Below are 12,371 nucleotides of genomic sequence, written 5' to 3' on the forward strand. Positions count from 1 at the left end.
CCATGAGTGACGGCAATTATGCCCATGGAGACTATACCGGCGACGGCAAGGCGCTGTTCTGGCTGGCACTGCGCACCGGGCTGTTGACGCTGTTCACGCTCGGCATCTACCGGTTCTGGGCCAAGACCCGCGTTCGCCGCTATATCTGGACCTCTTCCCGGCTCGACGGCTCGCGCTTCGAATATACCGGCACGGGGCTTGAGAAATTCCTCGGCTTCCTGATGGCAGTGGTGTTCCTTGCGGTCTATCTCGGGCTGATCCAGATCGTGCTGTTCTATTTCGGCCTGACGATCTTTGCCGCGCCGCAGACGCCGGAACAGGCGCTGGCGCAGACCGCCGGCGTCTCTGTCTCCGCGCTGGCGCTGATGCCGTTCATCTTCTTCGCCATCTACCGCGCCCGCCGCTACAAGCTCGCCCGCACCCGCTGGCGCGGCATCCGCTTCGGCATGGACAAGGATGCCTGGGGCTATGCGTTCCGGGCCATCGGCTACTGGCTGCTGACGCTGGTCTCGCTCGGGCTTCTGACGCCGCTGATGACCTTCCGGCTGGAAAAATACATGACCGATCGCACTTGGTTCGGCGACGCACGTTTCGACCAGCAGGGCCGCTGGACGGCGCTTTACGGCAAGATGAAGCATATCTTTGTCGGGCTCGCGCTGATCGCGCTCGGCGTGCTGGCCGCCGCGCTCGCCGCGCAGTCGGGTCCGCTGCTCGGGGTGCTCAGCGCCCTCGCGATTCCGGTGGGCGTGGTTTGGTTCGTGATCGGTGTGATCTCCTACCGGGTGCAGAGCTTTGCCTATCTGGCGCAGAACAAGATGCTGAGTGGCAAGGTGGCCTTTCACGCCCATCCCAGCACCAAGACCGTCATCCTGACCTATATCCTCGGCAGCATCGTGCTGGGGATCTGCCTCTCGGTCGCCACCGGGATCTTTGGTGGCATTGTCGCCATGACGCTTTCGGGCATCGATTTCGAGACGATGAACGGCCAGTTTCAGCCCGGTATGATCCTGCCCGCGATCATCACCGTCGCCGGCTATCTGCTGACCCTGACCGCCGCGCAGGCCGGAGCGCTGGCGGCCATCACCCAGCCGATCCTAAAGCACTATGTGCAGACGATCACCGTCATCAACCTGCCCGCGCTCGCCGAGATCCAGCAGCGCGACGCCGATCAGGGCGCCGATGCCGAGGGCTTTGCCGACGCGCTCGATATCGGCGGGGCGATCTGAGCCGTGAAGGGCGACGCGCATCTCTATGACGGACGCTCGGCAGCCCGGCACGCGGTGCATGTGGAGCTGTCGCGCGACCTTCAGGCGCTGGTGATCACCGGCGAGGCGCTGCCCGAACCGCTGGTCTGGCCGCTGCCCGACCTGCGCGCCCTCGGCGATCACGCCGATGACAGCCAGATCGTGCTGGCACGGCACCGCGAGACCGAGGACGAATCGCTGCGCGACCCGGCGCGGCTGGTGGTCGAAGACCCCGAGATGGTTGCCTGGCTGCGCCGCACCCGTCCGCGCCTCAACCGCAAGGATCTGCGCACCGGCACCGGGCGGCGCATCGCGCTGCGTCTCGGCGGTGCGCTGGCGGCGGTGGCGCTGATGCTCTTCGTCATCCTGCCGGCGCTGGCCAATACACTGGCCGGCCTCCTGCCGCTGGAGAAGGAGATCGCCTTCGGGCGCAGCGTCAAGGCGCAGATGGAACGGTTTCTCGGCGCCACCGAGGTCGGTGCGCTGGATTGCGATGAGCCCGATGGGCAAGCGGCGCTCGACCGGATGGTTGCGCGGCTGACCGAAGGGCAGGATCTCGACTATCCGCTCGAGGTCAGCGTGATCGACCACAAGATGATGAACGCCTTCGCAGCGCCCGGCGGGCAGATCGTGGTGGTGCGCGGGCTGCTCGACAAGGCCGACGGGCCGGACATGGTCGCCGCCGTTCTGGCGCATGAGATCGGCCATGTGGTGCATCGCGACCCCACCCGCCACGCGCTGCGCTCGGCAGGTTCGGTGGGGCTCTTGGGGCTGGTCTTCGGCGATTTCACCGGCGGGGCGGCGATGGTGTTTCTGGCTGAGCGGCTGATCAACGCGAGCTACAGCCAGAGCGCCGAGGCTGAGGCCGACGCCTATGCCCATGAGGCGCTGCTGGCCGCCGGCCTGCCGCCTTCCGCGCTCGGCGATATGTTCGAAACCTTCCGCGCGGAATTCGGCGACCGCGAGGGGCCGATGGCGCATTTCGCCTCGCATCCGCAGCTCTCCGCGCGCATCGCCGCCGCGCGCGCCGCCACCCCCGAGGGCCTGCCCGACCGTCCGGTGCTCGACGCCGCCGAGTGGCAGGCGCTGAAGACGATCTGCGACGGGCGCGGCTGAGACCGTCCGGCGGGTGCAGGCTCTATCCGGCGCGCAGCAATCGGACATTTGCACGAGGAACGCGGCGTCTGTTTGACGCTAACAGGTCGTTTTAGGCCTGTTTCCCCTGCGTCCAGTTCGATATCACCCCGTGGGAGAGCAAAGTTCAGGAGTCGTGCCGAGGCGCGACACACACAAGGGAGAGAACCGCATGAAGGTCCTGGTGCCTGTGAAACGCGTGATCGACTACAACGTGAAGGTCCGTGTGAAAGCGGACGGATCGGGTGTCGATCTGGCGAATGTGAAGATGTCGATGAACCCGTTCGACGAGATCGCGGTGGAAGAGGCGATCCGGCTGAAGGAGGCCGGCAAGGCCGATGAGGTGATCGTGGTGTCCATCGGGGTGAAACAGGCGCAGGAGACGCTGCGCACCGGGCTCGCCATGGGTGCGGACCGGGCGATCCTGGTGGTGGCCGCCGAGGATGTGCACGAGGATATCGAGCCGCTGGCGGTGGCGAAGATCCTCGCCAAGATCGTCGAGGAAGAGCAGCCCGGGCTGGTGATCTGCGGCAAGCAGGCGATCGACAACGACCTGAATGCCACCGGCCAGATGCTGGCGGCGCTGGCGGGTCTGGCGCAGGCCACCAATGCGAATTCGCTGGAGCTCGACGGCGACAGCGCGGTGGTGGCGCGCGAGGTCGATGGTGGCTTGCAGACCATCAGGGTCGGTCTGCCGGCGATCGTGACCACCGACCTGCGCCTCAACGAGCCGCGCTATGCCTCTCTGCCCAACATCATGAAGGCGAAGAAAAAGCCGCTCGAGGAGAAGACGCCCGGCGATTACGGCGTCGATGTCAGCCCGCGGCTTAAGATCGTCGGCACGGCGGAGCCTGCGGCGCGCAAGGCGGGCGAGATGGTCGGCTCGGTCGATGAGCTGATTGCGAAACTGAAAGACGCGGGGGCGGTGTGATGGCGGTTCTTCTTCTGGCAGAGATCAATGACGGCGCGCTGGCGATGGACGCCACCGCAAAGGCTGTGAGCGCGGCCGCGACGCTTGGCGAGGTCACCGTGCTGGCGGTGGGCGCGCAGGCGAAGGACGCGGCGGCAGAGGCCGCGAGTATCGAAGGCGTGGCCAGGGTTCTGGTGGCGGAGGATGCGCTTTACAGCCACCGCCTGGCAGAGCCTGTTGCGGCGCTGGTTGTGTCGCTTGCGGGCGATTACAGCCATATCGTGGCGCCGGCGACGACCGATGCCAAGAACATCCTGCCGCGTGTTGCGGCGCTTCTCGATGTGATGGTTCTGACGGATGTCACCTCTGTGGTTGATGTGGATACGTTCGAACGGCCGGTCTATGCGGGCAATGCCATGCAGACGGTAAAATCGAAGGATGAAAAAAAGGTTATCACCTTCCGGACCTCGACCTTCGACGCGGCGGGCACGGGCGGCGCAGCGCCGGTGGAGGACGTAGCGGCGGGCGAGAACCCCGGGCTTTCGGAATGGGTCGAGGACAAGCTGGCGGAAAGCGACCGGCCGGAGCTGACCTCGGCGGGGATCGTGGTCTCCGGCGGGCGCGGCGTGGGCTCGGAAGAGGATTTCGCGATCATCGAGGCGCTTGCGGACAAGCTGGGCGCCGCCGTGGGCGCGTCGCGGGCGGCGGTGGATTCGGGCTTTGCGCCGAACGACTGGCAGGTTGGTCAGACGGGCAAGGTTGTGGCGCCGGATCTGTATATTGCATGCGGGATTTCCGGGGCGATTCAGCACCTTGCGGGGATGAAGGACAGCAAGATCATCGTCGCGATCAACAAGGACGAAGAGGCGCCGATCTTCCAGGTCGCCGATTACGGCCTCGTTGCCGACCTGTTCCAGGCGGTGCCGGAACTGACGGAGAAGCTCTGAGCGCGAGGGGTGGGCAGCATTGCCCACCCTACGACGCGGCGCTCATCTGCCCGGGCAGCAAAGACAGGATGCCGAGACAAGGCCCGCCAACTGGCGGGCCTTGTTCGTCTCGCCGGACTGACGTGCAACTGTGCACGCGATATGTGCGATGGCGGCTGTTGCCGCGACGCAGCATATACATAGCTTGGCTGCCAGCACTCCATCCCCCATTCGAAGGACATGCCCCATGGCACTGAAACTGAAAATCATCATCGGCAGCACCCGCCCCGGCCGTATCGGCCCTATCGTCGGCAAATGGGCCGAAGAGATCGCCAAGGACTATAGCGAGTTCGATGTCGAGCTCGTCGATCTCAAGGAAATCGACCTGCCGCTGCTCGACGAGCCGAACCACCCGCGCGCGCAGGCCTATGAGCACGCGCATACCAAACGCTGGGCGGCCGTTGCCGAAGAGGCCGATGCGCTTATCTTCCTGACGCCGGAATACAGCTATTTCCCCTCCGCCGCGCTGGTCAATGCGCTGCAATGCCTGTCGCTGGAGTGGAACCGCAAGCCGGCCGCCGTGGTCAGCTGGGGCGGTGTCTCGGGCGGGATGCGCGCGATGCAGGAAATCCGCACGCTGATTTCCAACCTCAACATGATGCCGTTGCCGCAATCGGTGCCGCTGCCCTTCGTCTTCAACTTCATCGGCGAAGACGGCGTGCTGCGCCCGGAACAGCCGGTGCTCGATGGCATGAAAGGCATGCTGGCCGAGCTGACCGACTGGGCCGAAGCCCTGAAACCCGCGCGCGGCTGAGCTTTCGGACCTCAGAAATACGAAACGCCCGACCGCTCCGGCCGGGCGTTTTTTCATGCGGGGCGCGCTTTGCTCAGCTGGAGACCTGTTCGCGCAGGATCGAGGCGGTGAGCGAGATCATCAGGTAAATGCCCGAGAAGATCAGGAACGATAGGATCGTGTTCTCGAACTTACGCGGATAGCTCGGATCCTCCGACGCGACCGGCACCACCGAGGTCGTGAGGTAGCGCGCCTGGCTGACCGCATCGCGGCGCGCCTGTTCCAGCCGTTCGAGTGCGGTTTGCAGCATCATGTCGCGGGTGCCGAGATCGGCCTCGGCAAGCTTGATCTGCACTGCGACCTCGGCCAGCGAATCCTCGCCCGTGGTGGCGGTGGTCATCTCGGAATTCAGCTCGGCCAAGAGGTTTTCCAGCCGCCGGACATCCCCCTGCGCACCATCGACCTTGGCTTGGTTCGGCCGGGCGTTGTCGAGCAGCGCCTGAAGGGCCAGCCGCTTCTCCTGAAGCTGGATCTCGACATTGTTGATCTGGCCGCGCAGCGCCGCGATGCGGCCCTCGGGGTCGATCACCGCGCCCTCCTGTTGCAGACGGACCAGCCGTTCCTGCGCCTCGTAGCGAGCCTCCTGCGCATCCTCCAGCCCCTCTTCGGCGTCGGTCACCGCGTTCGACCGCTTGCGCAACGAGAGATTGTCGACGCGCTCCTCGGCATAACCGATCAGCGCATTGCTGAACCGCGCGGCGGTCTCGGGATCGGCGGCCATGATCTCCATCTTGACGACGCCCTCGGCGGGGTCGTAGCCAATTTCGATATTCCGCTTGTAGAGCTTGTAGGCATCTTCGTTCGATGCGCCCTCCTCAAGCCGCTGGATCGGGTCGATCCAGTCCTGTTCGTAATGCGCCTTGAACCCCTCGTCCTCATCGAGCCGCAGCATGGCGTCCTTGGACAAAAGATAGCTCTGCACCGCGATCGCATCCTGATTGGTGGCGAATTGCGTTCCCGAGAACAGGCTGCCCATGCCGCTGGCCGCGTTCTCGGCCTTCAGGATGAGGAAGGCCGATTTGGTCGAATACATCGGAGTCGCGACGATGTAGAAATAATAGCCCGCGATGATCGTCGGCAGGAAGACGAAGAACGCCAGCCGCGTCAGGAGCAGCATCAGCTTCTTGCGGCGGCGCGCGGCGAGATCCTTCTGAATCTTCATGATCTCGGCAGCGCGACGCTCTGCCGGGTTGGCCATCTGCGTAGAGGGCAGTTGCGCCTTGCCGCCGGCGGGAACGGTTTGCGGCAGCTGGATCTTGGGGTCGGGACGCGGCGCGGGGGCTTGCGCGGCCTGTCCGGGCGCGGGCGGTTTCGCGCCCCCACCGCCGAAACCTCCAGCCTCCGGCACGACGAGTTCGAGCATATTGGTGCGCTGGAACGGGTCGATGCCGCGGGCACGCAGCAGCCGCACCGCGTCGAAATCGGAGGTCGGGGCAAGACCGTGTTTCTGCGCCACCCGGCGCGCCATGCGCAGCTGACGCCCGGTCAGCCCCTCGCGCCGGATCGCATCCATATCGGTTTCGCCCGCAACCTGGGCGGCCGAGCTCACCTCGCCGGCGCGCGGCGCGGCAGCACCTTTCTGTGAAGGTGCCTGGGGCTGCGTTTCCGACGCTGCGCCACCAGCGGCCTCGTTGGCCGGCGCCTCAGGCGCAGGTGTCTCGATTGCGGCACTGCGGCGGACTCGGAACTTTTTAGCCTTGGGTTTCGTAGTCATAGAGCTGTTTCGCTTCTTCCAAGGTTTCGAACATATGCAACTTGCCATCCATCAGGACAGCCGCCTTGCGCGCGAATTTCTCGAGAATCGGCGGCTGGTGCGAGACGATGATGATCGTCGTGGTGCGCAGCCGCTCGGCGAGAATATCACCGGCCTTCTTGTTGAACTCGGCATCGGTGGAATTCGGCATCCCCTCGTCGATCAAATAGATGTCGAAATCCAGCGCCAGCATCAATGAAAAGGTGAAGCGCGACCGCATGCCGCTGGAATAGGTGCCGATGGGCTGGTCGAAATATTCGCCGAGCCCGCAGAGCCAGCGGCAGAAGCTTTCCACGTAATCCGGGTCGATGCCGTACATGCGGGCGATGAAACGGGCGTTTTCCCGCGCCGAGATCTTCGACACGACCCCGCCCATGAAGCCCAGCGGAAAGGACACCCGGCAGCCGCGCCGGATCTCGCCCTCGTCGGGTTTTTCAAGGCCAGCCATCATGCGGATCAGCGTCGTCTTGCCGGTGCCGTTCGGCGCGAGAATGCCCAGCGACTGACCAAGCTCCACCTGAAACGAGACACGGTCAAGGATCACCTTGCGCTGTGTGCCCGTCCAGAAGGACTTGCTGACCATGTCGAACTCTAACATCACCCTGCCCCGGCTCTGGTTCGCCCCGCTCATAGCAGAAGCGCCTTAAACATGTCTTAGGTGAGGAATTTGGTGACATTATGGCCCAAATTGGAAACAAAGAACAATCGTCCGTCACATCAGGCGGACGATTGCTTTGTGCCAGGCAGCTATGCGGGGCGCGACAGGATCAGGCCAGCGCGCCCCAGGCGAGCCCGGCGATCACCGCGCCGGTGACCGCATAGCCGATATAGGCGGCAAAGACCCGGGGCCTGACCAGCGCCCAGACCGCGACGGCGGCGGGAATGCAGCTCACGCCGCCGGCCACAACAAAGCTCATCGCGGCGCCCGGTGCCATGCCCTGTTGCAGCAGCGCATCCACCAGCGGCACCGCAGCATAGCCGTTGAGATAGGCCGGCGCGCCGACGAACGCCCCCAGCAGGATCGGCCACAGCCCTTCGCCGCCCAGCAGGCCGGCAATCGCGTCGGCGGGCAAGTGGCGCAGCATCACCGCTTCGAGCAAATAGGCCAGCAGCAGCCATTTCAGCAAAAAGACCAGATTGGTGAGCGCCTCGTCGCGGAAGGTCTCGCGCCGTGCGCTCTCCTGCCAGAAGCGCCAGACCGGCTTGCCCTGAAAGGGCTTCTTCACGCCGCAGCAACCGCCGATCTGCGGTTTCTCGCGCAGCGGATCGGCAAAGACCGGGCTGTTCTTGAGCGCCATGGTGCCGACGCCGCCGAGCAGGCCGATTCCCACCGCCGCCGCGGTCTTGCCCACGGCAAAATTCCAGCCCAGCGTGCCCGAGGTGATGAGGAACATCGCCGGATCCATCAGCGGCGAGGCCAGCCAGAACGCCATGACCGCGCTCAGCGGTGCGCCAACCGCGAGTAGCGCGGCGATAAACGGGATCACCTGGCAGGAACAGAAGGGCGAGAGCCCGCCCAAGAGCGCGGCAAAGACGATCATCCGCGTCTCGCGCCCCTCGAAGGCGCGCGACAACAGCGTCTCCGCCCCCGCCGCCTTGACATAGGCCACCGCCAGCACCGCGAAGAGGATGAAGGGCGCCGTACCCGAGAGCGCCTCTGCCGCGAAAGCCACCATCGGCCAGAGCTGCGCGCGCTCTGCCAAAGCGACCGCCAATAGAATGAGGGCGCTTGCCGCCCAGGCCTTGTCGATCTTCGGCAGGCGCCGGGTGAGGGTTGTGGTGTCAGCCATGATCGTGCTCCGGCGCGGCGCAATCGGCGCAGCATTGGGTGAGAAGGAATTCCGACAGCGCCCGCACCTCGTCATAAGCCGCGGCGGCGCAGATGGTGCTGCGGCCCTGCCGGCTCTGCTGAACCAGACCGGCCTGGGTGAGAATGCGCAAATGGTGGGTCAGTGTGGAGCCGGTGACGCCGGTACGTGCACCCAGATCGCCGATGCTCAGCCCCGCAGGACCGGAGCGCACCAGCGCCTTGAGCACGCTGAGGCGCTGCTCGGAACCAAGCGCGGCGAATTTCGAGGCAGCAACTTCCAGCGCCATGTCGGGGAGGAGATCGGGGGGAGACTCATGTTTCATATTTCTAGCATCGTCGAAATGAATGCCTTCGGCAAGTTTTATTTCGATAACCTTCGAAATGATCCCGCCTCTGGCATCCCGCCCCCGTCACGCTTAGCTCTTGGCTATGACCGCCCCGATTGCCGATCTCTCGCAAAAGCTCTCTGCCTGCACGCTCTGCGCCGACCGCTTCGCCGCGACCAAGACCCGCCACGCGCCGCGCCCGGTGGTCTGGTTCGCCCCCGGTGCGCGGCTGCTGATCGCCGGACAGGCGCCCGGGCTGCGCGTGCACGAGAGCGGCCGGCCTTTCGACGACCCGTCGGGCAAGCGCCTGCGCGAATGGCTGGGGATCGACGAGGCCACGTTCTGGGACAAGAGCCGCGTCGCCATCGTGCCCATGGCCTTCTGCTTTCCCGGCTACGATGCCAAGGGCGCCGACCTGCCGCCGCCACCGATCTGCCGCGACACCTGGCACGATGCGCTCTTTGCGGCGCTCGGCGAGGTGCGGCTGCGGATCTATGTCGGCGGCTATGCGCAGCGCTATCACATGGGTGTTAAAACCGGCGTCACCGAGACGGTGCGGAACTGGCGCGACAGCCTTCCGGGTGCAATTCCCTTGCCCCATCCGTCCTGGCGCAATACGGCATGGCTGAAACGCAACCCGTGGTTCGGGGACGAGCTGCTGCCCGTCCTGCGCACCCGCGTCCGCGAGGCCCTGGAATGACCGAAAACACCCCGCTCGATATCGCCCATGCCGCCATGGAGGCCGCCCCCGAGGACGATGCCGCCCGGCTGCGCTTTTACGAGAGGCTCGCCGATTCCGAGCTCTTTGTGCTGCTGACCAAGGAGGCCGAGGGCGATCAGGTGGAGCCCGAGATCTTCGAACTGGCCGATGCCAGCTTCGTGCTGGTCTTCGACCGCGAGGACCGGCTGTCGCAATTCGTCGGCGGGCCCGCGCCCTATGCGGCGCTGTCCGGGCGCGCGGCGGTCAACATGCTGGCCGGTCAGGGCATCGGTCTGGCGGTCAATCTCGAGGTCGCGCCCTCGGCGATCCTGCTCCCCGAGCAGGCGGTGGACTGGCTGGCCGAGACGCTGGGTCACGGCCCGCAGGAGGCCGAGGCGCAGATCGAAGAGGTCCTGCCGCCCGCCGGCCTGCCGGAGGTCCTGGTCACCGCGCTCGACACCAAGCTTGCCACCGCCGCCGGCTTTGCCCGCTGCGCCTGGCTGGCCGGCGTCGCCTATTCCGACGGTGTGCGCAGCCACCTGCTGGCCTTTGCCGGCACCGTGCCCGGCGCCGAGGGCGCGCTGGCCCGCGCGGTGAACGAGGCTCTGGTCTTTTCCGGCATCGAGGCGGGCGCGCTCGACGTGCTCTTCATCCGCGACAGCGACCCGCTCGCGGCCTCGCTCACCCGGGTCGGGCTGCGCTTCGATCTGCCCGAGATCGCCGAACCCGAACGGGTCGAACGCATCGCCCCCGGCTCCGATCCCGACAACCCGCCGATCCTGCGCTAGGACGCACCGCCCTCCGTAGGGCGAGTTTCCAACCCACCAAACCGCAAGACATCACAGACGCCCCAGCTCCTCGCGCAACGTCGGCAGCGTGTCGCCCGGCGCGGGCCTCGCCTCCCACACCGCCCGGGCAATCGCCCGCGCCAGGCAGACGCTCGCCGCGTGACCGATGGCCGAGAGCTGCACCGACGGCACCACCAGATCCTGCGTCCCTGTCGCGGCGGCAAAGACCAGATCGCCGTCCATCGGCGAATGCGCCGGCACGATGGCCCGCCCGATCCCGTCATGCGCCGCCACCGCCATGCGGTGACATTGCGCCTTGTCCAGCACCGCATCGGTTGCCACCACAGCAATCGTGGTGTTGCCGATCCCTGCCATGGCCGAAATCTTGCGACTCTCCGGCAGCGCGGCAAACCCCGCCGGATCCGCCCCCATCCCGCCGAACTCATCGCCGATCTCGAAGGGCGCCGCCCAGAAATGCCGCCCCGAGGGCGTGGTGACGCTGCCCATCGGGTTCACTGCCACCAGCGCGCCCACGGTGATGCCGTCCTCCAGCACAAGGCTGGCCGAGCCGAGCCCGCCCTTGTGCATCGCCGTCTGCGCGCCGCAGCCCGCCCCCGACGCGCCCAGCGCAAAGCCCTCGCCCGCCGCCGCCAGCGCCGTGCGGCCCAGCGCCGGATAGGGGTTCACCCCCCAACCCTTTTCACCGCCATTGAGCAGGTCGAAGATGATCGCCGCCGGCACGATCGGCACCCGTGCCGAGAGCACCTCGAACCCGCGCCCGGCCTCGTGCAGCGCATCCATCACGCCCTGCGCGGCGGCGAGGCCAAAGGCGCTGCCGCCCGAGAGCACCAGCGCATCCACCCCCGGCGCGGTCTTGTCGGGGGCCAGAAGATCGGTCTCGCGCGTGCCGGGCGCACCGCCCATCACCGCCACAGACGCCGTGAACGGCGCCTCCGCCGTCACCACGCTCACCCCGGATTTCAGCGTCACATCCTCGGCATTGCCGACCTTCAGGCCGGGCACATCGGTGATCAGATTGCGGGGTCCGGGGCGCATGACGTTCCTCCTGTCTGCTCTCCCCCTTTTGTCCGACGCCCACCGCCCCCGCGCAAGCCTCTGCGCGTCTTCTCTTTGCAAATACGCCCCTTTGCGACCGTGCCACAGGCGGCGCCTTCAGATACAGCGCCCGCCATCCACCTCCATGCAGACGCCCGTCACCATCGACGCCTCGTCGGAACAGAGATAGAGCGCCGCATTGGCCATGTCCTGCGGCGTCGAGAACCGGCCCAGCGGAATGGTCGAGAGGAATTTCGCCCGCATCTCCGGCGTGTCCTCTCCCAGGAAGCTCGCCAGCAGCGGCGTCTCTCCCGCCACCGGGTTGATCGCATTGACCCGCAAGCCCGCCGGCGCCAGCTCCACCGCCATGGCCCTGGTCGCGGTGTTCATCCAGCCCTTCGAGGCGTTGTACCAACTGAGCCGCGGGCGCGGCGAGACACCGGCGGTGGAGGCCACGTTGAGGATCGCGCCGGCCCCGCGCGCCTTCATGTGCCCAACCAGCGCACGCGCGGTCAGGTAGACCGATTTGCAGTTCACCGCGATGACCCGGTCGAAATCCGCCTCGCCGATCTCCTCCATCGGTGCCGGCAGATGCGTCACCCCGGCATTGTTGACCAGAATATCCACCTGCCCCAGCGCCTCCAGCGCATGACCCGCCATGGCCGTCACGCTGTCGCCGTCCGAGACATCCACCGGCTGCGCGATGCCGCCGCAAGCCTCCGCCACGCGTGCAGCGGCCTCGGCATTGATATCGGCCACCATCACCCGCGCGCCCTCGGCGGCGAAGCGCATGGCGATTCCCTCGCCAAAGCCCGAGCCGCCGCCGGTCACGATGGCGCATTTTCCCTGCAATCTCATATCGTTCTCCTCC

Annotated in this window: 13 protein-coding genes; 7 read left to right on the plus strand and 6 right to left on the minus strand. The window is 66.3% G+C overall.

Annotation, left to right across the window (positions count from 1 at the left end):
* Window positions 1-2 precede the first annotated feature (2 nt).
* From I6N89_RS14980 to I6N89_RS15000, 5 genes are all read left to right on the plus strand, one after another.
* Window positions 3-1,226 (plus strand): DUF898 family protein, encoded by a 1,224-nt coding sequence (locus I6N89_RS14980; RefSeq protein ID WP_207019231.1) that lies wholly within the window; start codon window positions 3-5, stop codon window positions 1,224-1,226.
* 3 nt (window positions 1,227-1,229) lie between these two features.
* Window positions 1,230-2,360: a M48 family metallopeptidase gene (locus I6N89_RS25780; RefSeq protein WP_207019232.1), complete on the plus strand. Its 1,131-nt coding sequence runs from the start codon at window positions 1,230-1,232 to the stop codon at window positions 2,358-2,360.
* A gap of 190 nt (window positions 2,361-2,550) precedes the next feature.
* Window positions 2,551-3,309 carry an electron transfer flavoprotein subunit beta/FixA family protein gene (locus I6N89_RS14990; protein WP_207019233.1) on the plus strand — a complete coding sequence of 253 codons (759 nt, stop codon included), beginning with the start codon at window positions 2,551-2,553 and terminating at the stop codon, window positions 3,307-3,309.
* Window positions 3,309-4,235, plus strand: a complete 927-nt coding sequence (locus I6N89_RS14995; protein ID WP_207019234.1) for an electron transfer flavoprotein subunit alpha/FixB family protein — start codon at window positions 3,309-3,311, stop codon at window positions 4,233-4,235. Before I6N89_RS14990 ends, I6N89_RS14995 begins: the two co-directional genes overlap by 1 nt.
* 226 nt (window positions 4,236-4,461) lie before the next feature.
* Window positions 4,462-5,028 (plus strand): NADPH-dependent FMN reductase, encoded by a 567-nt coding sequence (locus I6N89_RS15000; RefSeq protein ID WP_207019235.1) that lies wholly within the window; start codon window positions 4,462-4,464, stop codon window positions 5,026-5,028.
* Window positions 5,029-5,101: 73 nt separating this feature from the next.
* Here I6N89_RS15000 and I6N89_RS15005 read toward each other — a convergent pair whose 3' ends face one another.
* From I6N89_RS15005 to I6N89_RS15020, 4 genes are all read right to left on the minus strand, one after another.
* On the minus strand, window positions 5,102-6,781 hold the full coding sequence (locus tag I6N89_RS15005; RefSeq protein WP_207019236.1) for a capsule biosynthesis protein: 1,680 nt from the start codon (window positions 6,779-6,781) through the stop codon (window positions 5,102-5,104).
* On the minus strand, window positions 6,759-7,418 hold the full coding sequence (locus I6N89_RS15010; RefSeq protein ID WP_076701005.1) for an ABC transporter ATP-binding protein: 660 nt from the start codon (window positions 7,416-7,418) through the stop codon (window positions 6,759-6,761). Before I6N89_RS15010 ends, I6N89_RS15005 begins: the two co-directional genes overlap by 23 nt.
* 169 nt (window positions 7,419-7,587) lie before the next feature.
* Window positions 7,588-8,610 (minus strand): permease, encoded by a 1,023-nt coding sequence (locus I6N89_RS15015; protein WP_207019237.1) that lies wholly within the window; start codon window positions 8,608-8,610, stop codon window positions 7,588-7,590.
* Window positions 8,603-8,953: an ArsR/SmtB family transcription factor gene (locus I6N89_RS15020; protein WP_207019238.1), complete on the minus strand. Its 351-nt coding sequence runs from the start codon at window positions 8,951-8,953 to the stop codon at window positions 8,603-8,605. Before I6N89_RS15020 ends, I6N89_RS15015 begins: the two co-directional genes overlap by 8 nt.
* A gap of 106 nt (window positions 8,954-9,059) precedes the next feature.
* On the opposite strand from I6N89_RS15020, the gene I6N89_RS15025 reads away from it, so the two are divergent.
* Entirely contained in the window at window positions 9,060-9,656 is a 597-nt protein-coding gene (locus I6N89_RS15025; protein ID WP_207019239.1) for a uracil-DNA glycosylase family protein, read from the plus strand.
* Window positions 9,653-10,444, plus strand: a complete 792-nt coding sequence (locus tag I6N89_RS15030; protein WP_207019240.1) for an SseB family protein — start codon at window positions 9,653-9,655, stop codon at window positions 10,442-10,444. The genes I6N89_RS15025 and I6N89_RS15030 overlap by 4 nt, the downstream gene beginning before the upstream one ends.
* Before the next feature lie 51 nt (window positions 10,445-10,495).
* On the opposite strand, the gene I6N89_RS15035 is transcribed toward I6N89_RS15030, so the two are convergent.
* Window positions 10,496-11,500 (minus strand): P1 family peptidase, encoded by a 1,005-nt coding sequence (locus I6N89_RS15035; RefSeq protein WP_207019241.1) that lies wholly within the window; start codon window positions 11,498-11,500, stop codon window positions 10,496-10,498.
* A 117-nt stretch (window positions 11,501-11,617) separates the two neighbouring features.
* A complete protein-coding gene (locus tag I6N89_RS15040; RefSeq protein WP_207019242.1) occupies window positions 11,618-12,358 on the minus strand; it encodes a glucose 1-dehydrogenase in 741 nt (246 codons plus the stop codon).
* Window positions 12,359-12,371: the final 13 nt, after the last annotated feature.

Source organism: Salipiger abyssi (genome assembly GCF_017311415.1).
Classification (GTDB): Bacteria; Pseudomonadota; Alphaproteobacteria; order Rhodobacterales; family Rhodobacteraceae; genus Salipiger; species Salipiger abyssi_A.